The organism is Pseudomonas sp. 05L36, from assembly GCF_056398125.1.
In genome coordinates this window covers 91,356-113,113 of the sequence record NZ_JBFTOU010000018.1, presented here as the reverse complement: position 1 = coordinate 113,113, position 21,758 = coordinate 91,356, and the positions used below count along the sequence as shown (strand labels likewise).

Here is a 21,758-nt window from a genome sequence, read left to right as displayed (position 1 = left end):
CCGAGGCCAGGCTTTGGCCGAAATTCAGAAGCACTTGGCCGATGCTCGCAGGTTACGCCCTCTAGACTCAGCGCATACCTCAATTGCCCCCGGAGTCTGTCATGAACTTCCTCATGTCACTGGCCATCGGTCTGGGCGTCGGTCTGCTGTACGGCGCCCTGGATTTTCGTTCCCCCGCACCCCCGGCCATCGCGTTGGTAGGCCTGCTCGGCATGCTCGCCGGCGAAAAGCTCTGGCCGATGGGAAGGGAGCTGGTGGCTGGCTGGATCTCCTGACCCCTTCCTTTATTCAATGGACACGCCCATGAAAGCTCTGCAATTCGACAAAACCGGTGATCTCTCGTCCCTGCGCTACGTCGAGGTGCCGACCCCCGTGCCCGGTGCCGATGAAGTGCTGGTCGAGATAAAGGCCGCTGGCCTCAACCCCAGCGATGTGAAAAACGTGCTGGGACGTTTTCCCTACACCACCTTGCCGCGAATTCCCGGTCGGGATTTTGCCGGGGTGGTCGTGGCCGGCCCGCAGGCGTTGATCGGCCGGGAAGTCTGGGGCACGGGCCGGGAACTGGGTTTTTTTGCCGACGGTTCCCACGCGCAGTTCGTCAAGCTGCCGGCCAATGGCGTGGCGCTCAAACCCACGCACCTGAGCTTCGCCCAGGCCGCCAGCCTCGGCGTGCCATACACCACGGCGTGGGATGCACTGGAACGCAGCCTGGTGACGGCCGAAACCCGATTGCTGGTCATCGGTGGCGGGGCGGTCGGCAGTGCCGCGCTGGCCCTGGCCAAGGTGCGTGGCGCCCGGGTGCTGGCGGCCGCGCGGCGTCCGGAACAGGTCAAGGACTTGCAAGACCAGGGCTATCAGACCCTGCAACTGGATAAACCCGAAGATTTGGGCGCACAGGTCAACGCGGTGTATGCCGGAGGCGCCGATGTGATTTTCGACACCACCGGTTTCTGGCTGCCGGCCTCGGTGCCAGCCCTGGCCGCGTTCGGCCGCATCGCAATCATCGCGGCGCCGGTGGACGGTCACGTGCAGTTACCGGCCCTGGCGTTGTATCGCAAGGGTGGCTCAGTGGTGGGGATCAACTCGTTGCTGTACGGGGTACAGGCGTGTGCGGCGATGCTCGAGCAGTTCGGCAGGTTTTTCGATCAGGATCTGTTGCCGTTGCCCCAAGGCTTGTTCGAGTCGCCATTGGCCGAAGGGCTGGAGCGTTACGCCGAAGTGAACCAGGGCAGCGGCGACAAGGTGATTCTGCTGCCATGACCCAACCCCCTGTAGGAGCTGGCTTGCCAGCGAAGATGGCGGTACATCCAAAATCAACGTAACTGACGGACCGCTTTCGCTGGCAAGCCGGCTCCTGCAGGGTCCGTGGCCGCGCAATGCCTTGCGCAGGCCTCGCTCTGTTAGAATCGGCCCCATTGACCCAATGAGGTGCCCCCATGAGCGAACCGATTCGCCTGACCCAATACAGCCACGGCGCCGGTTGCGGCTGCAAGATCTCCCCCCAGGTGCTGGAAGTGATCCTGGCCGGCAGCGGGGCGCAGAACCTCGATCCGAAGCTCTGGGTCGGCAACGCCTCGCGCGACGACGCGGCGGTGTATGCCATCGACGAAGAACGCGGCGTGGTCTCGACCACCGACTTTTTCATGCCGATCGTCGACGATCCCTTCGATTTCGGCCGAATTGCCGCCACCAATGCCATCAGCGACATCTACGCCATGGGCGGCGATCCGTTGATGGCAATTGCGATTCTGGGCTGGCCGGTGAACGTGCTGGCCCCGGAAATTGCCCGGGAAGTGATACGCGGCGGCCGTTCGGTATGTGACGAGGCGGGCATCCCGCTGGCCGGCGGGCACTCCATCGACGCACCTGAGCCAATCTTTGGCCTGGCCGTCACCGGTCTGGTGGAAAAGCGCCACATGAAGCGCAACGACACCGCCACGGCCGGTTGCCTGCTTTATCTGACTAAACCCCTCGGCATCGGCATCCTTACGACTGCCGAGAAAAAGGGCAAGTTGCGTCATGCCGACATCGGCCTGGCCCGGGACTGGATGTGCACCCTGAACAAACCCGGCAGCCGCTTCGGCAAGCTCGATGGCGTGACCGCGATGACCGACGTCACCGGTTTCGGCCTGCTCGGGCACCTGGTGGAAATGGCCGACGGCAGCCAGCTCACGGCGCGCATTGAATACGACCGCATACCGCGCCTGCCGGGCGTCGAGTATTACCTGGAGCAGGGCTGCGTACCGGGCGGGACACTGCGTAATTTCGACAGCTACGCCAGCAAACTCGGACGCCTTCAGGAACTGCACAAACGCGTGCTCTGCGACCCGCAGACCAGTGGTGGCCTGCTGATTGCCGTGACGCCCGAAGGCAACGAGCAATTCCTTTCTGTGGCCGCTGAGCTGGGCTTGAACCTGGAACCGATCGGTGAACTGGTCGAGCGACAGAGCAACGCAGTCGAGGTGTTTTGATGTTCGTCGACTGCACTGATTACCGCGACATCTTCCTCAACGACCGGCCAATGATGGACGCCCGCGCGCCCGTCGAATTCAGCAAAGGCGCGTTTCCCGGCGTGATCAACCTGCCGTTGATGAATGACCATGAACGCCAGCGGGTCGGCACCTGCTACAAGCAGCACGGCCAGCAAGCGGCCATCGTGCTGGGGCATCAACTGGTGTCGGGCGCGGTCAAGGCCGAACGCATCCAGGCCTGGGCCGATTTTGCCCGGGCGCATCCGGAAGGCCTGCTGTATTGCTTTCGCGGCGGCCTGCGCTCGCAGATCGTCCAGCAATGGCTCAGGGACGAGGCCGGTATCGACTATCCACGGGTGGGCGGCGGCTACAAGGCCATGCGTACCTTCCTGCTGGACACCCTCGATCAAGCCGTGACCCAGTGCGATTTCGTCCTGTTGGGCGGGATGACCGGCACCGGCAAAACCGAGGTGCTCACGCAACTGGGCAACAGCGTGGACCTTGAAGGTCATGCCAACCATCGCGGCTCCAGTTTTGGTAAACGCGCCACGGGCCAACCCTCGAATATCGACTTCGAAAACCGCTTGGCCGTAGACGTGCTGAAAAAACGCGCCCGGGGCATCGAGCAGTTCGTATTGGAAGACGAAAGCCGTGCGGTGGGCAGTTGTGCGCTGCCGTTACCGCTGTACCAGGGCATGCAACAGTTTCCGATGGTGTGGCTGGAAGACAGCCTGGAAGGTCGGGTCGAGCGGATCCTGCGCGATTACGTGGTGGATCTGTGCGCCGAATTCATCGACGTGCATGGCGATGACGGCTTTGCGTTGTTTTCCGAACGCCTGCTGGCGAGCCTGAACAATGTGCAGAAGCGCCTGGGTGGCGAACGTCATCGGCGCATGCTGCTTTTGATGGAGGATGCGTTGGTTGAGCAGGCCCGCAGTGGCGCGGTGGATCTGCACCGGGGCTGGATCGAAGGGCTGCTGTGCGAGTACTACGATCCGATGTATGCGTTTCAGCGGGAAAAGAAAGACGCACGGATCGAGTTTGCCGGGGAGCGTGGGGCGGTTCTCGAGTATCTGCGCGAGCGGGTGAATCAGAAGGGTTGAGGGTGCTTTTGCCGGCCTCATCGCGAGCAAGCTCGCTCCCACATTGGATCTGCGTCGTACACAATATCTGTGTTCACTGAAGATCTACTGTGGGAGCGAGCTTGCTCGCGATGAGGCCCGCTCAGACAACGCATGTCTCAAGTCGGGCAGGTTTCAGCACCGTTATCCAGACCTTGCTTGTACACATGGCTCTGCAAACTGGCCTTGCCGTTGTGCCAGGTCAGGGTCAGCACATACAGCGAGTCGTAATCACTGGACTCCCAATCGTCGATGATCTTCGCATCCTCGCCGGTGGCTTCTTCGGCCACCGTGTTGATCAGCTCCGGCAGGTAGCCGTGTGACCAGGCCGTGTAGATGACCGAGTTGTGATACTTGCCCTGGAGCAGTTCTTCGGCCAGGTCATCGGTGTCATTGGCGGAAAAATTGATGTTCACCGGCAGGCCCAGCTTGATGGCGCTGGGGCTGATGGTCATCAGCGGGCGGATGTAACTGTAGGAATTGTCGAACTCGCCTTCCTCGACGTTACGGGTCGGGTTCGCCGCAAACACATAGTTGGCCTTGCCGAACTTTTCCGGCAGCAGCGTGGCCAGGTCGATGGCGCGGTTGAGTCCCTGGCAATTGAGCTGGCCCAGGCCTGCGGCGGGTTTTTCCCCGTGGCGCAGGAAGACCAGCGTCTGGGTGCCATCCATCGGTTGGGCGCGACTTGCGCCGGGCTCCAGCGACAGGAACAACGCGCTGACCACCAAGAGGGCGGGCAACAAAAGGTAAGCGCGATGTTTAAAGCGTTTGGCAAAATTGAACAGGTTCATGAATAAAAGGATCTTCAGCGCAATTCGGTTAAGGCTGACAAACATTTACACCACGATTGTGCTGCGTCGGGTGTTTCCATGTCATTGAAGCCGGTCCGTTTCAAAGGAGTGGTGCTCAGAGTCCCCTGAACCCGTTTGGTTCGATTTCGGTCGAGTGCCGCTAACCTTCAAGGGTTTTCAGCGAAGGCTATCGACAGGATGTTGCACAAATGTGGACACAATACACCGGATGGTGTTGAAAAAGTGGTGATCTCTTTTGATCTCGCCTATCAGCGAGATTCATGGCTTCAACGGATCGCTGAGCGGATATCTACATTATTATCGTCACTCTCAATGTATTCGTGGATCCCGCCCATGACCGATTTGTCCGCATTCCCCATCACCCGCAAATGGCCTGCCCAGTATCCCGAGTGGATTCAGCTGTACTCCTTGCCGACCCCCAACGGCGTCAAGGTCTCGATCATGCTCGAAGAGATCGGCCTGCCGTATGAACCTCACCGGGTAGGCTTCGACACCAACGACCAGATGTCCCCGGAATTTCTTTCCCTCAACCCCAACAACAAGATCCCGGCGATCCTCGACCCCCACGGTCCGGACGACCAGCCGTTGGCGCTGTTCGAGTCGGGGGCGATTCTGATCTACCTGGCGGACAAGAGCGGGCAACTGCTGGCCCAGGAATCGGCAGCGCGCTACGAAACGATCCAGTGGCTGATGTTCCAGATGGGCGGGATCGGTCCGATGTTCGGCCAGCTCGGATTTTTCAACAAGTTCGCCGGCAAGGACTACGAAGACAAGCGTCCCCGTGACCGCTACGTCGAGGAAAGCAGACGCCTGCTCAAGGTGCTGGACGGCCGTCTGCAAGGGCGCGACTGGATCATGGGCGAGCGCTACACCATCGCCGACATCGCTACCTTCCCGTGGGTGCGCAACCTGATCGGCTTCTATGAGGCCGGCGATCTGGTGGGCATCCAGAACTTCCCTAACGTCACGCGGGTGCTGGAACGTTTCCTGGCGCGGCCGGCGGTGGTGCGCGGGTTGCAGATTCCAAACCCCGTGGCGGGTTGAACGCCGCCCCCTGTAGGAGCGAGCCTGCTCGCGAAAAACGTAAAGGCAACGCGAGCATTCAGACAAAGCGCGTTATTGTTTACGACCATCGTCGGAACGCTGACCGGAGCAAGCTCGCTCCTACATCTCATCCTCTGAAATCCAGGAATACCCATGTCCAGTCAGTTCCCCGAAGCACGCCCACGCCGTCTGCGCCGCAATGCGAGCCTGCGCAGCCTGTTCCAGGAGACCGAGTTCAGCCTGAACGACCTGGTGCTGCCGATTTTCGTCGAAGAAGAAATCGACGACTTCGTGCCGATCAAAAGCATGCCGGGCGTGATGCGCATTCCCGAGTCGAAACTGGCCGGCGAGATCGAGCGCTACGCCCGTGCCGGGATCAAGTCGGTGATGACCTTCGGCGTGTCCCATCACCTGGATAGCAGCGGCAGCGACACCTGGCGCGAGGACGGTCTGGTCTCGCGCATGTCGCGTATCGCCAAGGACGCGGTGCCTGAAATGATCGTGATGTCCGACACCTGTTTTTGCGAGTACACCGACCACGGCCATTGCGGCGTGCTGCACAACCATGAAGTGGACAACGACCAGACCCTGATCAACCTCGGCCGGCAAGCCGTCGCGGCGGCCCGTGCCGGTGCCGACGTGATCGCCCCCTCGGCGGCCATGGACGGGCAGGTCCAGGCGATTCGCCGGGCGCTCGATGACGCCGGGTTTACCCAGACGGCGATCATGGCCTATTCGACCAAATTCGCCTCGGCGCTCTATGGCCCGTTCCGCGAGGCTGGCGGCAGTGCGCTCAAGGGCGACCGTAAGAGCTACCAGATGAACCCGATGAACCGCCGCGAAGCGATACGCGAATCGTTGCTCGACGAGCAGGAAGGTGCCGATGCGCTGATGGTCAAGCCGGCCGGTGCGTACCTGGACATCATCCGCGACATCCGCGAAGCCTCGCGCCTGCCGCTGTCGGCGTATCAGGTGAGCGGTGAGTACGCGATGATCAAGTTTGCCGCCCAGGCCGGGGCCATCGATGAGGACCGTGTGGTGCGCGAGAGCCTGGGGGCGATCAAGCGGGCCGGGGCGGATCTGATCTTTACCTATTTTGCGATGGATCTGGCGCTGGCCGGGATCTGAAAGCCAGCACATTCCCCCCTGTAGGAGCGAGCCTGCTCGCGATGGCGGCGTGTCAGTCACTCATCCAGTAACTGACGATCGCTATCGCGAGCAAGCTCGCTCCCACAGTGGATCTGTGTTGCTTCAGGTCGCGCCAAAAAACGGCCGGATCCCGTGATCGCGGAAGTACCGTTCGATCACTTTCGGGTCCGCACACGTCTCGGCTATCGCCACATAGGTATCGGGTCGCAGCAGATAAAAGCCATTGCGCCCCAGGCCCGCCGCTTCGAACGCCGGTCGCCAGTCGAACACATGCAGCTGCAGATGGTGCTCGTGACACCAGGCGATCATCTCGTCGCTGGTGTCGCCATAGACATGCACCTGCCAGGTCAGGCACTTGAGCGACTCGAAATTATCCCCCTCACCATCATGGGCCCAGGGCAGGCGATCACCGCCATGCACGTGCCCGGCAACGCCCGTGCTCAGCGGCATTCCACGATAATTCAGGGTGATCTGCGACACTGTGCGAAACAGGAACTGACGGGAGGTTTCGAACGAGGTCATTTTCGGTAACAAGAACGGGGCCAGGCGTGTACGCAGCAAATCGGCAATTGGCCCGTCGGCGGTGACGAAGTTAAATACCCGGTCGGTGGTGGCCACCAGTTTGCGGGCGAAGGCGATGCGCTCGGTTTCATAGGTGTCGAGCAGCCTGGCCTCGGCACCGCCGCTCAACACGGCCGCGAGTTTCCAGGCCAGGTTGATGGCATCGCCGATCCCGGTGTTCATGCCCTGGCCGCCCGCCGGGCTGTGGACGTGGGCGGCATCGCCCAGCAAAAACGCCCGGCCGTTGCGGAAGTGATCCGCCACCCGGTGATGCACGCGGTAGGTCGAGAACCAGTTCAGTTGCTCGATCTTCACCTTCATATGCTCGATGGCCCGGCTGCTGACGTCTTCGAAACGCAGGGTCTCGGCGTGTTCGGCGCGCTCGTCGCGCACCGTGCCGATCAGGCGGGCACGACCACTGTCTCCCAGCGGGAACACCGCGAGGAAGTCCGCCTCGTCGAGATCCACATGCAGTTCGCCGTTGAATGTCGGGCCGCTGCCCTGCACGTCGGCGACGTAGAAAATCTGTTGGTAAGTGCCGCCGGGAAAACCGGTATCCAGGGTCTTGCGCACAATCGACCGGGCACCGTCGCACCCGGCCAGGTAACAGGCCTGGCAGGTTTCCTGCTGGCCGTCGGGCAGGTGCAGCATGGCCGTGATGCCGTCTGCGGTTTGCTCGAAGCCTGCCAATTCAGTGTTGCGTTCCACCGTAATGCCGAAGGCTTGCAGACGCTCGATCAGCAGCCGTTCGTGTTCGTCCTGCGGGAAGATCTCGAGAAACGAATAGGGCGTCAGGCCTTCACCGATCTGGGACAGGGGCAGGCGCGCAACGGGCTCACCCTTGACCCAGAAGTTGCCGGCCTTTACTTGATGGCCGTGTTGCACCACGGCATCGGCAAGGCCCAGCTGGCGATACAACTCCAGCGTCCGTGCCTGGACGGCCAGCGCCCGGGATGTGGTGCCGGGGGCCGAGGTTTTGTCGACGATCCGCACGCGCACCCCCAGTTTGCTCAGCCACAACGCCAGGACCAGCCCGGTCGGGCCGGCGCCGACGATCAACACGTCGCTGCGGTGCATGAACCTGTCCTCCTCGCTGTGTGAATCAAGTATGGTCCAGTCGGGGAGGGCGGCAACCGTCGGACTGCCATGGACGTAGCCGCTGACCTGCCATTGGTCGTATGGTTAGCCCGGACCAATGGATCAGATGGAACGACATGCAAATCAGATTGATCACAAGCGTCGGCGTGTTGCTGGTATTGACCGGTTGCGGCAGCCAGCGGACCCAGGAGCCGACGACGCGCACCCCGGCCGAAGTGAAGGCCGAGATTGTGCGTTTGCTGCCGGCGAAAGCTGCCGATCCCCAGGGTTGGGCCACGGATATCCAGGTGGCGTTTACCGCGCAAGACATCTCGCCGACCACGCAAAACCTGTGCTCGGTGCTGGCCGTGACCGAACAGGAATCGACCTTTCAAGTCGATCCGGGCGTACCGGGGCTGGGCAAGATCGCCCGCGACGAGATCGACCGCCGTGCCGCCAAGGCGCACATTCCCGGCCTGTTGGTGAGCGGTGCATTAATGCTCGATTCGCCGAATGGCAAAAGCTACAGCAGCCGCCTGAATGCCGCGCGCAGTGAAAAGGAACTGAGCGCGATTTTCGACGACTTCATCGACATGGTACCGATGGGCAAAAAACTGTTCGGCGGCTTCAACCCGGTGCATACCGGCGGGCCGATGCAGGTCGGCATTGATTTTGCCGAACAGCAGGCCAAGGGCTATCCGTACCCGGTGCAGGGCTCGATTCGCCATGAAGTGTTCACCCGGCGCGGTGGCATGTATTTCGGCATCGCGCATCTGCTTGGGTACCCGGTGAGCTACCCGCAGCCGCTGTACCGCTTTGCGGACTTCAACGCGGGTTGGTACGCCAGCCGCAATGCCGCGTTTCAGAACGCGGTGAGCCGGGCTTCCGGTATCCCGTTGGCGCTGGATGGCGATCTGGTGAACTACGGTTCGATCATGCCCGGCACCACGGAACTGGCCGTGCGCACCCTCGGCAAGCAACTGGACATGCGCAATCCGACGATTCGCGAGCAACTGGAGGAGGGGAAAACCCTGGCGTTCGAAGACAGCAAACTCTATCGGCGGGTTTTCGAACTGGCCGAACGGGCCGAGGGCCGGCCGTTACCCCGTGAGGTGTTGCCGGGGATCGTGCTGCAAAGCCCGAAAATCACCCGCAAACTCACCACCGCGTGGTTCGCCAAACGGGTCGATGAACGTTACCAGCGCTGCATGGCGCGGGCAGGGAAGTAATTGCGGTGCAAAAAAAGCATAAAAAACCCGGCGGGTGAGGCCGGGTTTTCGTTGAGTCCTGCGGTAAAGCACTGCATTCAGACAGCGCGGCTTTCGATCAGGCGATCCGAACCGCCTTCAGCGACGCGGTTTTCCAGCAGCTTGTCGGAACCGCCTTCAGCGACGCGGTTTTCCAGCAGCTTGTCGGAACCGCCTTCAGCGACGCGGTTTTCCAGCAGCTTGTCGGAACCGCCTTCAGCGACGCGGTTTTCCAGCAGTTTGTCGGAACCGCCTTCGGCAACACGTTTTTCCAGCAGGCGATCGGAACCACCCTCGGCCACACGGCTTTCAATCAGACGATCCGAGCCGCCTTCAGCGACCACAGGTTGAGCAGAAGTTGCGGCAAAAGCGTTAACTGCGAAAACCGAGAAAGCGATGCCGAGAAGGACTTGGCGTTTCATGATGGTGTGCTCCGGGGTGCTTATGGGTTGGTATGGAGCAGATGTTACGCCGGGGATTTTTTAAGAGAACTTCATTGAGGTGATGGTGAACATCGACGGCAATGATAGGGTCCGTGCCATACCCCTTGTGAGCGTGATGGTGCGATCGTCGGATGGCCGCTGTGTGACGGTTGGCGGCTTCTACACTGGATAGCTGGCGCGTTCCTCTGCCGGGACGGATGATGAGGCACTGCAGAGATCGCGGTGTGAAAGGAGACGTTTATGTACCAGCTCTACGGTTATCAGAACTCCGGGGCGGCGGCCGTCGAAGCCGCCCTTGAACTCTGTGATGTTCCTTATCGCTTCATCGATGTCGAGACCTCCGCGGAGGCGGCCCAGGCGCTGGAGAAACTCAACCCGCTCAAACAGATTCCGACCTTGCAGCTACCTGATGGCAGCGTCCTGACCGAGAGCGCGGCGATCCTGATTCACCTCGGGCTGACCTTTCCCGCATCGGGGTTGTTGCCGTCAGACCCGGCCGAGCGGGCCCAGGCCATTCGCGGCATGGCGTACATCGTCAGCAATTGCTATGCGGCCGTCGGCATCATTGATTACCCCGAACGCTGGCTGGCCAAGGCGGATGAGTCGTCCAGGCACAACCTCATGGAGGGCGCCCGCCGGCGCCTGCACTGGAGTTGGGAGGTGTTTGCCGATCAATTCTCGGGCGAGTTGTACCTGGGCAGCGAGAAGCCAGGGGCGCTGGATGTGCTGGCGGCGGTGATCTCGCGATGGGCGGGCAGTCGGGAGCATTTGCGTAATGCCAGGCCGGGTTTTTTCGCCTGGCTGGAACGCATCGACCGCTACCCGGCGCTGACGCCGGTATTCGCCCGGCATTGGCCGGCCTGAGAACACCACTCACCCTGTGGGAGCAAGCTCGCTCCCACAGGGGATCTTCGGCGTATCGACTTATTCCCCGCGAATGTACTGCTCCAGCTGCTTGATCAGCTCCGCCTGTTCGGCAATCGCTTCCTTGACCAGGTCGCCGATCGACAGCAAGCCAATCAATTTGCCGCCTTCGACTACCGGCAAGTGACGCAGGCGCCTATCGGACATGATGCCCAGGCAGGTCTCCACGGTTTGATGGGTGTCGACGGTAATCACCGGCGACACCATGATGTCGCGCACCGGCGTGCCCACCGAAGAGCGGCCGTGCAGCACCAGTTTGCGTGCATAGTCCCGTTCGCTGATGATGCCCAGCACTTCATCATTCTCCACCACCAGCAAGGCGCCGACGTTTTTCTCGGCCATCTTCATCAGCGCTTCGAGCACCATGTGATCGGGTTTGATCTGGTGCACTTCCTGATTCTTCTGATCTTTGAGCTTGAGCAGTTGGGCGACGGTTTTCATGGTGGTTACTCGGGTGTTGTCGTTGTTCTTGAAGAATCGTAGACGCGAGCGTTCAGGGCAAGGGCGAAAGCGGCAGATAACACGCAAAAAACGTCATTCGACGGTTTTTCTTCGGTAAACCTCACATTTCCGGCCAGCACCTTACCTGTAGGAGCTGGCTTGCCAGCGAAGACGGACTGTCAGCCAACAAAGATGTTGAATGTACTGACCCCTTCGCAGGCAAGCCTGCTCCTACAGGGTTGATGTTTACCGCTGATACCGGGGGCAAACGCGCTATCGCGACTGATGACGGGTAGAATCACCCTCTGAATCAGTTTCGAGGTTTGCAGTGGTGGATCTACAGCAGGGCTTCGTCCTGACCCGGCATTGGCGCGACACCCCGGCCGGCACGGAAGTCGAGTTCTGGCTGGCGACCGACAGCGGTCCCCGGCGCATCCGCCTGCCTCATCAACCGTCGGTGGCGTTCATCCCTGCTGCGCAGCGTCAGGCGGCCGAAGGCGTTTTGCATGACGAGAAGAACGTCGAGCTCAGGCCCCTGGCCCTGCAGGATTTCGAACATCGCCCGGTCCTCGGACTTTACTGCCAGCAACATGGCCAGTTGATGCGCCTGGAAACCGCGCTGCGCCGGGCCGGTGTCGAGGTGTTCGAAGCCGACGTGCGCCCGCCGGAACGCTACCTGATGGAACGCTTCATCACCGCGCCGGTGCGCTTCAGTGGCACGCCGAATGCCGAGGGCCTGCTGCTCGACGCGCAGATGAAACCCGATCCCGACTACCGGCCGAGCCTCAGACTGGTGTCCCTGGACATCGAGACCACGGCCCGGGGCGAGTTGTATTCCATTGCCCTGGAAGGTTGCGGCGAACGTCAGGTGTACATGCTCGGTCCGCCGAATGGTGACGCCAGCCAGGTGGATTTCCAGCTCGAATACTGCGATTCGCGGACCCTGCTGCTGAAAAAACTCAACGACTGGTTTGCCCGGTTCGACCCCGACGCGATCATCGGCTGGAACGTCGTGCAGTTCGACTTGCGGGTGCTTCACGAACACGCCCGGCGCCTGGCAGTGCCGTTGAAACTGGGGCGTGGCGGCGAGGAAATGCAGTGGCGCGAACACGGCAGCGGCAACCATTACTTCGCTTCAGCCGCTGGCCGCTTGATCATCGACGGTATCGAGGCCCTGCGTTCGGCGACCTGGAGTTTCCCCTCGTTCAGCCTGGAAAACGTCGCGCAAACCTTGCTCGGCGAGGGCAAGTCCATCGACAACCCGTACCAGCGCATGGACGAAATCAATCGCATGTTCGCCGAGGACAAACCGGCGCTGGCCACATACAACCTCAAGGACTGCGAACTGGTCACGCGGATTTTCGCCAAGACACAATTACTGACCTTCCTGCTGGAGCGGGCCAGCGTCACCGGTTTGCCGGCCGATCGCATGGGCGGTTCGGTGGCGGCGTTCACTCACCTGTACATGCCGTTGATGCACCGTCAGGGTTTCGTTGCGCCGAATCTTGGTGGCAAGCCACCCGAAGCCAGCCCCGGCGGTTTTGTCATGGATTCGCAACCAGGACTGTACGAATCGGTGTTGGTGCTCGATTACAAAAGCCTCTATCCGTCGATCATCCGAACCTTCCTGATTGACCCCGTGGGGCTGATTGAAGGGCTCAAGCACCCGGACGATAGCGAGTCGGTACCGGGTTTTCGTGGCGCGCGTTTTTCGCGCACCCGGCATTGCCTGCCATCCATCGTCGCCCGGGTGGCCGAAGGCCGGGAAACCGCCAAGCGCGAACATAACGCGCCGCTGTCCCAGGCGCTGAAAATCATCATGAATGCGTTCTACGGTGTGCTCGGCTCCAGCGGCTGTCGCTTCTTCGACACGCGCCTGGCTTCGTCCATCACCTTGCGCGGGCACGAGATCATGCTGCGTACCCGTCAGTTGATCGAGGCCCAAGGGCATGCGGTGATCTATGGCGACACCGATTCGACCTTCGTCTGGCTGCGTCGCGCCCATGGTCAGCAGGAGGCGGCGCAGATCGGCCACGCGCTGGTGGCGCACGTCAATCAGTGGTGGCGCGAGCACGTGCAGCAGGAATACGGCTTGCAAAGCGTTCTCGAATTGCAGTTCGAAACCCACTACAAGCGCTTTTTGATGCCGACCATTCGCGGCGCCGAAGAAGGCAGTAAAAAGCGCTACGCGGGGCTGGTGACCCGTGCCGATGGCAGCGACGAAATGGTCTACAAAGGCCTGGAAACCGTACGCACCGACTGGTCGCCGCTGGCCCGGCAATTCCAGCAGGAGCTATATTTGCGGATCTTCCTGCGCAAGCCCTATCAGGACTATGTGCGTGACTACGTGCGCAAGACCCTGGCCGGTGAATACGATGACCGGCTGGTCTACCGCAAGCGCCTGCGCCGCAGTCTCGATGACTATCAGCGTAACGTGCCACCCCATGTGCGCGCGGCGCGCCTGGCCGACGAATACAACGACCGCCAGGGTCGTCCTCGGCAATACCAGAACGGTGGCTGGATCAGCTATGTGATCACCGTCGCCGGCCCCGAGCCGCTGGAAGTGCGCAGCGCGCCCATCGATTACGACCACTACATCACCCGGCAACTGCAACCGGTGGCGGACGCGATACTGCCGTTTGTCGACGACGACTTCTCAACCCTGATTGGGGGGCAACTGGGCCTGTTTTGAGTCCATCAGCGACAAGGTCCAGTCATCCAGGATGCCGTGGAAGTATTGGTTCAGGGCTTGCTGGAAAAGACTGTCCTCGGCGGCGACCTGGGCAAACAGGGTCATCGAGGAATGAAACTTCAGGTCGTCGGGAGGGCCGAAAATCCCGGCCACCGAGCGCTCCCGGATATTCAGCACCTCCTGGGTGCAGGTGCGTAGCCGGGCGCCCAGCAACGGGTGCTCAAGGTAGGCCAGGGCTTCCTCCCGCGAGCGGATGGCAAAGCGGCGCGACATCTCGCTGCCGCCGAGCCCGGCAAACTGCGGAAAAATGAACCACATCCAGTGACTGCGCTTGTGTCCGTTGCTCAGCTCGTTTTGAACCCGGTCGAATACCGGGTCCTGAGCCTGGAGAAAGCGTTGCAGATTGAACGGGTCCAGGTGGTCGGTGCTTCTCATGGCGAAGCTCTCTGACAGACTGCGGTGGTTCAGACCATGGCCAGCCGCTGTTTGCGTTGTGGCGCGTGAAACGCTTGGTCCAGCGCCTCCAGATCCCCGGGTTCAAGCTGCAATGTTGCGGCCTGGGCATTGAGCCGCACATGCTCGGGTTGGACCGCTTTGGGGATGGCGATCACTCCTTCCTGACGCAGTATCCATGCCAGCGCCACCTGTGCCGGTGTGACCCCGTGACGGGCGGACACTTGCCTGAGCGTAGCATTGGCGAGCATTTTACCGCCTTGGCCAATCGGGCAGTAAGCCATGACCGGCAACCGCCGTTGTTGGCTCCAGGGCAGCAAATCAAATTCTATGCCTCGTTGTTCGAGGTTGTAGAGCACCTGATTGGTGGCGCAGGCCGGGGCGTCCAGTTCCAGCAGGTCGTCGAGGTCGAAGTTGGATACGCCCCAACGGCCGATCTTGCCGGCTTCGCGCAGGCGTTCGAAGGCCTCGACGGTTTCTTCCAGGGGATACTGGCCGCGCCAGTGCAGCAGATACAGATCGATGTAATCGGTGCCAAGCCTGCGCAGGCTTCGCTCGCACGCCTGGGGAATGCCCTGGCGACTGGCGTTGTGCGGGTACACCTTGCTGACCAGAAAGACGCTGTCGCGCTGGCCGGCGATGGCATCGCGGACCACTTCCTCGGCGCCGCCTTCGGCGTACATTTCAGCGGTGTCGATCAGGGTCATGCCCAGTTCGATGCCCAGGCGCAGGGCCGAGACTTCTTCCGTGTGCCGTGAGCGGTCTTCGCCCATCTGCCAGGTCCCCTGGCCGATAACCGGGACCCTGGCGCCAGCCAATTCAAGCGTGCGCATGCAAACCTCCTGTGTGTATTCGGTGAAAAGTGTAGGAGCTGCCGCAGGCTGCGATCTTTCGATCTTGAACAATCAAAGTCAAAAGATCGCAGCCTGCGGCAGCTCCTACAGGGAGTGTGTACCGACCTAATGATTTTCTGATCCGTTTTTTCTTTGAACATTCCCCTGCCAGTGATCGATTGGTACCGCCCGAAACTGCACTTTTTCGCAATGTCCGGCTCTATCCATGGCAGCCTGCGGCGATCCCCACCGTCGGCCCATGCCCAAGTTCAAGAACCCATGGCTCGAGTTTCACCCGCAATCACTTCAAATATCCGCCGTCATTGCCTGCTGCTGGCAGGTCTGTCGATGTTCTTCGTCAGCGGTTGCAGCCAGCAGCAGGGCGGCGACATCCTCACCCAGATGCGCGAAGGCAAACCCCAGGAGTTAATGCAGACCAGCGTCGACCGCATGGCCTCCCTGACCATGCGCGACAACCTCAACAGCCTTTACCTGCTGATGAGCAAGCTCTACCTGCGTAATCCCGATGAGCTGAAAAAGTCCGGTTTCCTCGATGCCCGCACCGCCGGCAAGCAAGTGCGCATGGCCATTGAACAGCAGCAGCCGTTACCGACCCTGGGTGGCAAAAAGGATCTGGCGGCCCTGCGCTTTGCCATGAGTCCGGAGTTTCTCGGCGACCGGGTCGGGGCGTTCATCTATGCCATTGGCAGCATGCTGGTGACCGCCCATGGGAGTCGCCTCGAGTTCTACATGACCGATACGATCAACCCGGTATTCGTCAGCAATGCCGCGCGCAACATCGAGATCGCCACCTGGATCCTCAGCCAGCGACAGAACAAAGAGGGCGAGCCCTTGCTGTTCTCCAACGAAATCTCGGAGGAGGGCAGCAACCTGAGTTTTGCCGTCGAGTTCGGCAAGATCGTCGCCCGGCTGGACCTGCTGACCCAGATGCTCGACGAACGCTACAGGCGCATTGGCCTGAATTATGCCCAGAGCTTGCTGTTCCTGAATTTCCTGCCGGTGCAGTGAGCACGACACATATTCCTTGTGGGAATTGAGTTCAGGGTATAAAGATAGATCGCATCGATATAACTGGTTATAAGAAATATCGCTATGCTGCGGGCCAGATTTCCCTTGCGATCTTTGTGGACGTATTCATGGATTTAGTGAACATCGGGTTGGTCGTTGCCGGGCTGGTCGTCGGCTTCATCGTCGGCATGACTGGCGTGGGTGGCGGGTCGCTCATGACGCCGATCCTGCTAGGGTTCGGCATCAACCCGGCGACGGCAGTCGGTACCGACCTGCTGTACGCCGCCATCACCAAGTCCAGCGGTGTACTGGTTCACCGCAAGAACAACAACATCGACTGGGCGATTACCGGCTGGCTGACCTTGGGCAGCGTGCCCGCTGTGGCGTTGACGCTGTGGTTCCTCAGCACCCTGCACAGCGCCCCCGAGGCGATGAACGCGATCATCAAGCAGGCCCTCGGTTTTGTGTTGTTTGCCACCGCACTGGCGATCCTGTTCAAGAAGCGCCTGCTCGACTTTGCCCACAAACGGGCGGGCGGCCATTACAACCCCAGCGGACTGCGCCTGAATGTGATGACGGTCATCACCGGGCTCGTCCTTGGCACCATGGTCGCGCTGACGTCCATCGGCGCCGGTGCACTGGGCACCGTGGCACTGTTCATCCTCTATCCGATGCTGCCGACCCGCCGCCTGGTGGGGACTGAAATCGCCCACGCCGTGCCGTTGACCCTGGTCGCGGGCCTTGGCCATGCCAGCATGGGCAACATGGATTGGCACGTCCTGGGTTACTTGCTGGTGGGCTCGTTGCCGGGGATATACCTGGGCAGCCACCTGACCGGGCGCATCTCCGACGAACTGCTGCGCCCTTGCCTGGCGACCATGCTGTTGTTGATCGGCTACAAATTGGCGTTTTAACCCCTGCACGCAATGCCCTGTGGGAGCTCTGGATCGGTTACCCGTTTGGCGGGATGAACCGGATCCTGTAGGAGCTGCCGCAGGCTGCGATCTTGTTGCGGATCATGCGGTGTGGGCAGAAATGTCAGATCAAGATCAAAAGATCGCAGCCTGCGGCAGCTCCTACCTGGGTGTTGGCGGTGCTCGGCAGGTTGATGTTCAGCTCCCAGGCACACCCGCCGTCCTCCCGCCTGATCATTGACCTGCCTGGCGCTCGCCAGGCTCGGCCCACCACGGATCGACGGGTTGTCATGAGCCTTCATGATTCACCCAGCCTGTTGCGCAATGACCGCCCTGACCTAAGCTTGGGGCAAGGCGAGACATATTTGCGGTACGTCACCCGGAACGATCGCCGCAATGCGCAATCATTAGAGCGTGGATATCAAAAGGAGATGCGCATGCTCATCAGGTCACTGACCCTGGCTACTTTGCTGGCGATTGCCGGCACTTCGTTCGCCGCTGATGGCGACTCACCGCTGGACATGGACAAGGGCAGGGCCCGGCCACTGATTGTCATCGCTCCGAGCACGGTTGATCCAACCTGGGTCGGCCTGAAAAAGTCGCTGGATGAGCCGGCCAATCGCAAGGGGTTCACCGACCGCAACATGGTGCTCTACACCGTACTCAACCTGATGGGCCAGCGCGACGGCAAAGACCTCGGGCCACAAGACACGGCGGCGCTGATCCGCTCGCTCAAGCTGGGTGCCGGCGCCAAGACCAAGGTCATCCTGGTCGGCAAGGACGGCGAAAAGAAACTCGAACAATCGGACGCCATCAAGCTGGACGAGATTTTCAGCGCTGTCGATCAGTTGCCGGCGGCCGAGAAAGAATTCACGGCGACAGTGGCGGCTCCGGTCACTGAGGCCGAGCCGGCGGCCAAAGGCACCAAGCCCGGGAAAAGCAGCAAACCGGCGAAGGCCGCCAAACCGCCTGAAATGCCGGATGATTGAACCGACACTGAATTCTTGTGGTGAGCAATTAACCTGTGGGAGCGAGCTCGCTCCCACAGGTTTTGTGCCAGGTTGCGTTCTTCCAGAAGCACCTGATTGGCATCCAATCCATACAGGCCTGATTGTTCTTGCAGTTCCCCGTCATTGAGCACGTAGCACAGCACGTCTTTCGCGTCGCTGATGACCAATGGCGAGTGAGTGGTCAGGACAAACTGGCAATTGGGGAAGGTTTCGCTCAACTGTCGAATCAAACTGCGCTGCCATTTGGGGTGCAGGTGCAAATCGACCTCGTCGATCAGGACGATGCCGTCACCTTCCAATGGGTTGTCCAGAGACTGGTTCATCATCGCCAATCGGCGTGCGATGTCGCCGACCAATGCCATCATCGACTTTTCGCCCTGTGAGAGCTGGGAGACGTTAAGTGTCACGCCGTTTTTGTCGATGGCCATGTGCAGGCGCGGTTTGCGTTGCACTCGCAGGTTGCTGAAGCCGGGCATGAACGCGGCGATGGCGGAACGAACTGCGGTCAACTGACGATCCCGGGAAGAAGCTTTCAATTGGGAAAGGGTTTTCCAGATGTCACTGTCATTGCCGAACTTTGCGGAAATCTCGGATAACGCAGTATCGGATACACCGGTTTCGTTTTCGCTGTCTTCGCGTTCGCGGAACCATTCGAAGAAACGGCGGAAGTCCACGCCACGATTCAATGCGTTGTCGTAGCCGTCGAGCTGATCGAAGGCATGTTTGGTGCGGATTTTTAGCGGAATTTCCAAAACCGAACGCTCTACCGGGTAGTAGGCGATCAGAGGGAGTGAAGCTTTTTCATCGATGGTTAGTTGAGAGCGATAGTGGTCTGCAAGGAGGCTGGCTTCCGCTAACTCACTATGGACATCACTCTTTCGCCCTTGCCTGCCACGAGCAATGGCCCACGTGAAGAGATCATGTTTTGGATAATCTTCGGGGGAGCTTGGTTGCGCCGGCGAACTATCTGATACGGCGGTCAAAACGATTGCGACTGCAGCGCCGTTTCGAATGTCTTCATTTGTAAGGTGGCTGCCAACGCCCCTCTCGGTACGAATCCTGGCAACTAGCCAACTCAATGAGGTGGCCAATGATTTTAAAAGGGTGGTTTTCCCGGCACCGTTGTTTCCCACAAGCACCGTCACATTTGAGCGGTGTTTGGGGGTGGGGGCCAGGTAAACGGTCATATCGGTGAAGCGACCGACATCCTTGAGCTCGAAGCTGAAAATTTCCATTACAACGCCCTTTTAGGGGCAGTCGGTTTGAATCGGTGAGCGCGCATTATGTTATTCCGGGCCACGGATTGATCCGATGCCGTTTGCAGGCTTGGGAGGTCCATTAGATACAACGGTTTCACCTGCATCACAACGGTCATGAGCAAAAAGGTATTTGTAACTGGATGCTCAGAAAATCGAGCGTAGGCAAAGGACTTCAGCTGCGTCGGAAATTTCCTGCATGACGTGGCGCACCCCGTGAACTGGTGCCCATTGGGCCGTATCGATAACCTTCTTCAGCCGCTGAAAATCAGCGGTCGGATGTGGAAGTCCGTTGGTTCAAGCCATCTACCAATGCCCCTAGAGCGCAAGTCGACATTTTTTATGTCAACATCGCCGCGTTTTGGCGGCTGTGCGCGGGAGCACTTTCGAGTGCACCGGGTTTTGGTGGATTGACCTGGACTTCCACACCTGCGTACAGCTGCCACCCTCATGTGGAAGTGAGAAGGGTAGTTTTCTCGACAATCCCCAATGGTACTTCTTCATGAAAAAGCTAAGTCCGAATCCCCCGGAATCCCCATCCGAGGCAGATGTCCCACTCTCCGACATCACTGAACCCGCCGTCAGCGCTCGCTTGCGCAACCCCAAACACGCCGACCCGGTCAGCCACATCTTCACCATCCTCCCAAACGTCGACACCCCAACGCTGCTGTGCCACGCCTGCGAAACCCTCGCGTCACTGAACGTGCTGGTCACCGATCTGGCCTGTAACCTGGAAAGCTCCAACCGCAATGTGGCGCTGTCGATTCAGCAATTGGCAGTCGTGGGCGAGTTGTTGGTCAACCGCGCATTGGACAATATCGACCCACCCGAAGGTGTGCCGATAAAGTAAAAAAAGGTGACCTCTGGAGGTCAATGCCGATCAGTTAAGGACTCTGTAGGAGCGAGCTTGCTCGCGATGGTCGTTAACGATAACGCGTATTTACTGGCTAAACGCGGCGCTCTTGAGTCCATCGCGAGCAAGCTCGCTCCTACACAACATTAACCTCTAGATGTCGCCTTTTTCTCTGGGAAAGCAAACAAGGCTTATTGAGTCAGGGCGCTCAAAACCTGATGGGCAATCCTGACCCGCTGCTCATTGGGATAATTCTTGTTGGCCAGAATCACAATGCCGATGTCCTTCGATGGCACGTATGCCACGTAAGCACCAAAGCCCCCGGTTGAACCGGTCTTGTTGACCAGCACGCTCTGCGGCTGCGCTTGCGGCGGGTTCAGCCATTGGACCTTGTGCGCCTCCATGGCCATCGGCGTGGAGTTGCCGTCCAGCAAGCGATCCAGCGTGATCGGGTAGCGATACATCTCCCAGCCCAGGCCCTGGGTCATATCGCCTACGGTGTAGTAACCGCTATGGGTCAAGGCGATGGCTTGCTGCAATGGCTTTTCCAGAGACGCCGGCTTCATGTTCGCGCCGACATAGCCCAGCAAGTCCGCGGCGCTGGTTTTCACCCCGTACGCCTCGGAATCCAGCGCACCCGGAGTGACCCGTACCGGTTTGCCGTCCTTGTTGTAGCCCTGGGCGTACAGCGCCATCTGATCCTGCGGCACATGCACATAGGTGTGCTTGAGGCCCAGTTTCGGCAGCAGGGTTTTCTCCATCAGCTCATCGAACGGCTGGCCCATGCTTTGCGCAGCGAGGTAGCCGAACAGGCCAAGGCTGGGGTTCGAATACAGTCGGTGGCTGCCGGGGGCGTAGAGCGGTTTCCATTGCTTGTAGTAGCCGAGCATTTTGTCGGCCGAATCAGATTCAGCAGGGAATTGCAGTGGCAAGCCGCCAGCGCTGTAGGTGCCCAGTTGCAGCACGCTGATGTGGTCGAACGCACTGCCGCGCAAGGCCGGCAGGACCTGACTGGCCTTGTCCGACAGTGACAGCTTGCCCGAGGCCTGTGCATAAGCGGCCAGGGTGGCGGTGAAGGTTTTACTGACGGAGCCGATCTCGAACAAAGTGTCTTGCGTGACGGGGTTGCCGGCTTCTTTCGAGGCAACGCCATAGTTGAAGTAATGCGCTACGCCGTTGACGGTGACTGCCACGGCCATGCCGTTGATACCCTCGGCTTGCATCACCGGTTGTACAGCGGCATTCACCACTGTCTCGATTTGATCCTGTGCCACGCACTGGCCCGCGGCGAATATCGCCATGCAAGCGGCGATGGTTTTCAGCCTGTCCATATTGGTTTCATCCGTCGTTGATTCAGGTGCGCGCCATTCTATGGGGAAAACCCTGTTTTTAAATCCGACCGCCCACAGGCGGGTCGGGTTTATTGTT

The 21,758-nt window shown here is 60.1% G+C and carries 20 protein-coding genes and 1 pseudogene; 13 read left to right on the top strand and 8 right to left on the bottom strand.

Annotated elements, in window-relative coordinates:
- Positions 1 to 101 precede the first annotated feature (101 nt).
- From AC1DKH_RS19495 to mnmH, 4 genes are all read left to right on the top strand, one after another.
- Positions 102 to 275, top strand: coding sequence for a DUF1427 family protein (locus AC1DKH_RS19495; RefSeq protein WP_477755721.1), 174 nt, complete (start codon positions 102 to 104; stop codon positions 273 to 275).
- Between the two features lie 28 nt (positions 276 to 303).
- Positions 304 to 1,260, top strand: a complete 957-nt coding sequence (locus AC1DKH_RS19490) for a quinone oxidoreductase family protein (RefSeq protein WP_477798987.1) — start codon at positions 304 to 306, stop codon at positions 1,258 to 1,260.
- Between the two features lie 176 nt (positions 1,261 to 1,436).
- Entirely contained in the window at positions 1,437 to 2,471 is a 1,035-nt protein-coding gene (selD, locus tag AC1DKH_RS19485) for a selenide, water dikinase SelD (protein ID WP_477798986.1), read from the top strand.
- Positions 2,471 to 3,574, top strand: coding sequence for a tRNA 2-selenouridine(34) synthase MnmH (mnmH, locus tag AC1DKH_RS19480; protein WP_477798985.1), 1,104 nt, complete (start codon positions 2,471 to 2,473; stop codon positions 3,572 to 3,574). Before selD ends, mnmH begins: the two co-directional genes overlap by 1 nt.
- A gap of 137 nt (positions 3,575 to 3,711) precedes the next feature.
- On the opposite strand, the gene AC1DKH_RS19475 is transcribed toward mnmH, so the two are convergent.
- Positions 3,712 to 4,383, bottom strand: coding sequence for a histidine phosphatase family protein (locus AC1DKH_RS19475; protein WP_477763420.1), 672 nt, complete (start codon positions 4,381 to 4,383; stop codon positions 3,712 to 3,714).
- A gap of 354 nt (positions 4,384 to 4,737) precedes the next feature.
- On the opposite strand from AC1DKH_RS19475, the gene AC1DKH_RS19470 reads away from it, so the two are divergent.
- Together AC1DKH_RS19470 and hemB are read left to right on the top strand one after the other, a co-directional pair.
- Positions 4,738 to 5,448, top strand: a complete 711-nt coding sequence (locus AC1DKH_RS19470; protein ID WP_477798984.1) for a glutathione S-transferase family protein — start codon at positions 4,738 to 4,740, stop codon at positions 5,446 to 5,448.
- 153 nt (positions 5,449 to 5,601) lie between these two features.
- Complete coding sequence (gene hemB, locus AC1DKH_RS19465; protein WP_057714015.1) at positions 5,602 to 6,576, top strand: porphobilinogen synthase; 975 nt, start codon at positions 5,602 to 5,604, stop codon at positions 6,574 to 6,576.
- A gap of 123 nt (positions 6,577 to 6,699) precedes the next feature.
- On the opposite strand, the gene AC1DKH_RS19460 is transcribed toward hemB, so the two are convergent.
- Positions 6,700 to 8,235, bottom strand: a complete 1,536-nt coding sequence (locus AC1DKH_RS19460; protein ID WP_477798983.1) for an FAD-dependent oxidoreductase — start codon at positions 8,233 to 8,235, stop codon at positions 6,700 to 6,702.
- Between the two features lie 137 nt (positions 8,236 to 8,372).
- Between AC1DKH_RS19460 and AC1DKH_RS19455 the strand changes: the two genes are divergently transcribed.
- Complete coding sequence (locus tag AC1DKH_RS19455; protein ID WP_477787619.1) at positions 8,373 to 9,464, top strand: DUF1615 domain-containing protein; 1,092 nt, start codon at positions 8,373 to 8,375, stop codon at positions 9,462 to 9,464.
- 77 nt (positions 9,465 to 9,541) lie between these two features.
- Here AC1DKH_RS19455 and AC1DKH_RS19450 read toward each other — a convergent pair whose 3' ends face one another.
- Positions 9,542 to 9,904 carry a hypothetical protein gene (locus AC1DKH_RS19450; protein WP_477798982.1) on the bottom strand — a complete coding sequence of 121 codons (363 nt, stop codon included), beginning with the start codon at positions 9,902 to 9,904 and terminating at the stop codon, positions 9,542 to 9,544.
- A 261-nt stretch (positions 9,905 to 10,165) separates the two neighbouring features.
- On the opposite strand from AC1DKH_RS19450, the gene AC1DKH_RS19445 reads away from it, so the two are divergent.
- Positions 10,166 to 10,789 carry a glutathione S-transferase family protein gene (locus AC1DKH_RS19445; RefSeq protein WP_477798981.1) on the top strand — a complete coding sequence of 208 codons (624 nt, stop codon included), beginning with the start codon at positions 10,166 to 10,168 and terminating at the stop codon, positions 10,787 to 10,789.
- 60 nt (positions 10,790 to 10,849) lie between these two features.
- On the opposite strand, the gene AC1DKH_RS19440 is transcribed toward AC1DKH_RS19445, so the two are convergent.
- Positions 10,850 to 11,290, bottom strand: a complete 441-nt coding sequence (locus AC1DKH_RS19440) for a CBS domain-containing protein (protein WP_007987990.1) — start codon at positions 11,288 to 11,290, stop codon at positions 10,850 to 10,852.
- Positions 11,291 to 11,621: 331 nt separating this feature from the next.
- On the opposite strand from AC1DKH_RS19440, the gene AC1DKH_RS19435 reads away from it, so the two are divergent.
- Entirely contained in the window at positions 11,622 to 13,982 is a 2,361-nt protein-coding gene (locus AC1DKH_RS19435; RefSeq protein ID WP_477798980.1) for a DNA polymerase II, read from the top strand.
- Here the strand turns inward: AC1DKH_RS19435 and AC1DKH_RS19430 are convergent.
- The gene (locus tag AC1DKH_RS19430) at positions 13,947 to 14,417 is read right to left on the bottom strand and encodes a DUF1810 domain-containing protein (protein WP_477798979.1); all 471 of its coding nucleotides are present in this window, start codon (positions 14,415 to 14,417) and stop codon (positions 13,947 to 13,949) included. The genes AC1DKH_RS19435 and AC1DKH_RS19430 overlap by 36 nt on opposite strands.
- Positions 14,418 to 14,446: 29 nt before the next feature.
- A complete protein-coding gene (locus tag AC1DKH_RS19425) occupies positions 14,447 to 15,268 on the bottom strand; it encodes an aldo/keto reductase (protein WP_477798978.1) in 822 nt (273 codons plus the stop codon).
- A 279-nt stretch (positions 15,269 to 15,547) separates the two neighbouring features.
- Between AC1DKH_RS19425 and AC1DKH_RS19420 the strand changes: the two genes are divergently transcribed.
- The 3 genes from AC1DKH_RS19420 (at position 15,548) to AC1DKH_RS19410 (ending at position 18,200) form a co-directional block, all read left to right on the top strand.
- Entirely contained in the window at positions 15,548 to 16,297 is a 750-nt protein-coding gene (locus tag AC1DKH_RS19420; protein ID WP_477798977.1) for a hypothetical protein, read from the top strand.
- A 128-nt stretch (positions 16,298 to 16,425) separates the two neighbouring features.
- Positions 16,426 to 17,211: a sulfite exporter TauE/SafE family protein gene (locus AC1DKH_RS19415; protein ID WP_477756576.1), complete on the top strand. Its 786-nt coding sequence runs from the start codon at positions 16,426 to 16,428 to the stop codon at positions 17,209 to 17,211.
- Positions 17,212 to 17,648: 437 nt separating this feature from the next.
- Complete coding sequence (locus AC1DKH_RS19410) at positions 17,649 to 18,200, top strand: DUF4174 domain-containing protein (RefSeq protein WP_477763427.1); 552 nt, start codon at positions 17,649 to 17,651, stop codon at positions 18,198 to 18,200.
- A gap of 83 nt (positions 18,201 to 18,283) precedes the next feature.
- Here AC1DKH_RS19410 and AC1DKH_RS19405 read toward each other — a convergent pair.
- Positions 18,284 to 19,456 (bottom strand): annotated as a pseudogene (locus AC1DKH_RS19405) (AAA family ATPase); the annotation flags it as partial.
- Between the two features lie 523 nt (positions 19,457 to 19,979).
- Here AC1DKH_RS19405 and AC1DKH_RS19400 point away from each other — a divergent pair.
- Positions 19,980 to 20,327, top strand: a complete 348-nt coding sequence (locus tag AC1DKH_RS19400) for a DUF6124 family protein (protein WP_477798976.1) — start codon at positions 19,980 to 19,982, stop codon at positions 20,325 to 20,327.
- 194 nt (positions 20,328 to 20,521) lie between these two features.
- Here AC1DKH_RS19400 and ampC read toward each other — a convergent pair whose 3' ends face one another.
- Positions 20,522 to 21,631, bottom strand: a complete 1,110-nt coding sequence (ampC, locus tag AC1DKH_RS19395; protein ID WP_477798999.1) for a class C beta-lactamase — start codon at positions 21,629 to 21,631, stop codon at positions 20,522 to 20,524.
- Positions 21,632 to 21,758 lie beyond the last annotated feature (127 nt).

Bases quoted from the DNA above. Each gene is read 5' to 3' on its own strand.
- AC1DKH_RS19495 (WP_477755721.1), top strand. From the start codon at position 102: ATGAACTTCCTCATGTCACTGGCCATCGGTCTGGGCGTCGGTCTGCTG.
- AC1DKH_RS19490 (WP_477798987.1), top strand. From the start codon at position 304: ATGAAAGCTCTGCAATTCGACAAAACCGGTGATCTCTCGTCCCTGCGC.
- selD (WP_477798986.1), top strand. From the start codon at position 1,437: ATGAGCGAACCGATTCGCCTGACCCAATACAGCCACGGCGCCGGTTGC.
- mnmH (WP_477798985.1), top strand. From the start codon at position 2,471: ATGTTCGTCGACTGCACTGATTACCGCGACATCTTCCTCAACGACCGG.
- AC1DKH_RS19475 (WP_477763420.1), bottom strand. From the start codon at position 4,383: ATGAACCTGTTCAATTTTGCCAAACGCTTTAAACATCGCGCTTACCTT.
- AC1DKH_RS19470 (WP_477798984.1), top strand. From the start codon at position 4,738: ATGACCGATTTGTCCGCATTCCCCATCACCCGCAAATGGCCTGCCCAG.
- hemB (WP_057714015.1), top strand. From the start codon at position 5,602: ATGTCCAGTCAGTTCCCCGAAGCACGCCCACGCCGTCTGCGCCGCAAT.
- AC1DKH_RS19460 (WP_477798983.1), bottom strand. From the start codon at position 8,235: ATGCACCGCAGCGACGTGTTGATCGTCGGCGCCGGCCCGACCGGGCTG.
- AC1DKH_RS19455 (WP_477787619.1), top strand. From the start codon at position 8,373: ATGCAAATCAGATTGATCACAAGCGTCGGCGTGTTGCTGGTATTGACC.
- AC1DKH_RS19450 (WP_477798982.1), bottom strand. From the start codon at position 9,904: ATGAAACGCCAAGTCCTTCTCGGCATCGCTTTCTCGGTTTTCGCAGTT.
- AC1DKH_RS19445 (WP_477798981.1), top strand. From the start codon at position 10,166: ATGTACCAGCTCTACGGTTATCAGAACTCCGGGGCGGCGGCCGTCGAA.
- AC1DKH_RS19440 (WP_007987990.1), bottom strand. From the start codon at position 11,290: ATGAAAACCGTCGCCCAACTGCTCAAGCTCAAAGATCAGAAGAATCAG.
- AC1DKH_RS19430 (WP_477798979.1), bottom strand. From the start codon at position 14,417: ATGAGAAGCACCGACCACCTGGACCCGTTCAATCTGCAACGCTTTCTC.
- AC1DKH_RS19425 (WP_477798978.1), bottom strand. From the start codon at position 15,268: ATGCGCACGCTTGAATTGGCTGGCGCCAGGGTCCCGGTTATCGGCCAG.
- AC1DKH_RS19420 (WP_477798977.1), top strand. From the start codon at position 15,548: ATGGCTCGAGTTTCACCCGCAATCACTTCAAATATCCGCCGTCATTGC.
- AC1DKH_RS19415 (WP_477756576.1), top strand. From the start codon at position 16,426: ATGGATTTAGTGAACATCGGGTTGGTCGTTGCCGGGCTGGTCGTCGGC.
- AC1DKH_RS19410 (WP_477763427.1), top strand. From the start codon at position 17,649: ATGCTCATCAGGTCACTGACCCTGGCTACTTTGCTGGCGATTGCCGGC.
- AC1DKH_RS19400 (WP_477798976.1), top strand. From the start codon at position 19,980: ATGAAAAAGCTAAGTCCGAATCCCCCGGAATCCCCATCCGAGGCAGAT.
- ampC (WP_477798999.1), bottom strand. From the start codon at position 21,631: ATGGCGATATTCGCCGCGGGCCAGTGCGTGGCACAGGATCAAATCGAG.